General features: G+C 67.5%; 2 protein-coding genes. Both read right to left on the bottom strand.

The genetic code is table 11. From position 1 onward, the window contains the following. Positions 1 to 49 precede the first annotated feature (49 nt). The gene (locus YH64_RS29995) at positions 50 to 733 is read right to left on the bottom strand and encodes a GntR family transcriptional regulator (RefSeq protein ID WP_046807968.1); all 684 of its coding nucleotides are present in this window, start codon (positions 731 to 733) and stop codon (positions 50 to 52) included. An 80-nt stretch (positions 734 to 813) separates the two neighbouring features. Then, positions 814 to 1749, bottom strand: a 936-nt coding sequence (locus YH64_RS29990) for a dihydroxy-acid dehydratase (protein WP_046807969.1), incomplete at its 5' end; no start/stop codon positions are given.

Here is a 1749-nt window from a genome sequence, read left to right as displayed (position 1 = left end):
CTGGCCGAACCCGGGGCTTTTGCCGCATCGGCCCTGCCTGCGGCGCGCATCACGCCCGCAGCCGCGTTTGTTCCGACGCCAGATACGCGTCGCGCGAGGGCAGCAAATGGTCCCGGCAGACTGTCATCAGGGCCTTGCGATCGCCGTCGCGCAGTGCGTGGATCATGGCCCAGTGTTCTTGTCTGGCGCGTTCGCGAGGGCCGGCGGCGACCAGGGTGCCGAAGCGGATCGGGTGGGTGCGGCGGGCGTATTCCTCGATGGCCTGGCCCAGCACCGCGTTGTCCAGCAGGCCGAAGAATTCGCGGTGAAAGCGTTGGTTGCTGCGGAACACGCGGCGTGCGTCGCCGTCGGCCACGGCGGCGTCGTGTTCGCGTTGGACCGTGATCAACGCCGCCAGCCGCGCTTCGGGAATGGGTAGCGGCATCTGGCTGGCGGCGTGGACTTCCAGCACCTCGCGCAACGCGTACAGCTCCATGACTTCACGTGCGGAAAATGTCCGCACCACGGCGCCGACGTTGCGCTTTTTTTCGACCACGCCCAACAGTTCCAGCTCGGTAAGCACCTGGCGCACCGCATGGCGCTTCATGGAAAAGCGCGCCATCAGCTCGTCTTCGGTCAGGCGTTCGCGCGGGTGCAGCCGGCCGAAGACGATGTCTTCTTCCAGGGCTGCCACTGCGGATTGCGTGGCGTCGGGGGCCTCTGCTTGCAGGGCGTCGGGCGTGATGGCGTTCATGTCGGAAGGTTGCCGGGTCGGTTTGCTTTACGGCGATCTACGCCAGGGGTTTCAAGCCAGGTAATTGACGCCGGGCCCACTTATTTCTTCGGCACGGTGTCATGCGTAACGCCGGCGCGCAGGAAGTCAAAATCCACGCCCTGGTCGGCCTGCGTTACGGTTTGCAGGAACAGCTTGCGGTAGCCGCGGTCGGCGGTGGGCCGGGTGATGGGCTTTTCCGCCGCGCGGCGCGCCAGTTCGGCATCGTCCACCAGCAGCGCGATTTCGCGGTTGGCCACCGACAGGCGGATGCGGTCGCCATTTTGCACGTAAGCCAGCGGGCCGCCGATCGCGGATTCGGGCGTGACGTGCAACACGATGGTGCCGGCCGCCGTGCCGCTCATGCGGCCGTCCGAAATGCGCACCATGTCTTTGACGCCGGCGCGCGCCAGCTTTTTGGGGATCGGCATGTAGCCGGCTTCCGGCATGCCCGGCGCGCCGGTGGGCCCAATGCGCTTGAGCACCAGGATGTCGTCGGCGGTCACGTCCAGCGCGTCGTCGTCGATGCGGCGCGCCATGTCCTCGGCGTCTTCGAACACCACGGCGCGGCCTTCGTGTTCCATCAGCTTGGGGTTGGCGGCCGACTGCTTGATGATGGCGCCGCCCGGGGCCAGGTTGCCGCGCAGCACGGCCAGGCCGCCCACCGGGTAGATGGGGGCGGCGGCCGTGCGGATCACGTCCTGCTTGAAGGGCGCGGGCGCGTCATCCAGTTCCTGGCCCAGCGTGCGGCCGGATACCGTCATCACATCCAGGTGCAGGAATGGACGCAACTCGCGCAGCAGCGCCAGCATGCCGCCGGCGTCGTGGAAGTCTTCCATATAGTGCTGGCCCGACGGCTTCAGGTCGACCAGCACGGGGGTTTCGCGGCTGATGCGGTCCAGCCCGGCCAGGTCGATGTCGATACCCAGGCGGCCGGCGATGGCGGTCAGGTGCACGATGCCGTTGGTGGACCCGCCGATCGACAGCAGCACGCGCAA

The organism is Achromobacter sp. LC458, assembly GCF_001005835.2.
GTDB classification, from domain to species: Bacteria; Pseudomonadota; Gammaproteobacteria; order Burkholderiales; family Burkholderiaceae_B; genus Achromobacter; species Achromobacter spanius_B.
Note: the sequence above shows the minus strand (reverse complement) of the source record. Positions and strands in the feature narration are given on the sequence as shown.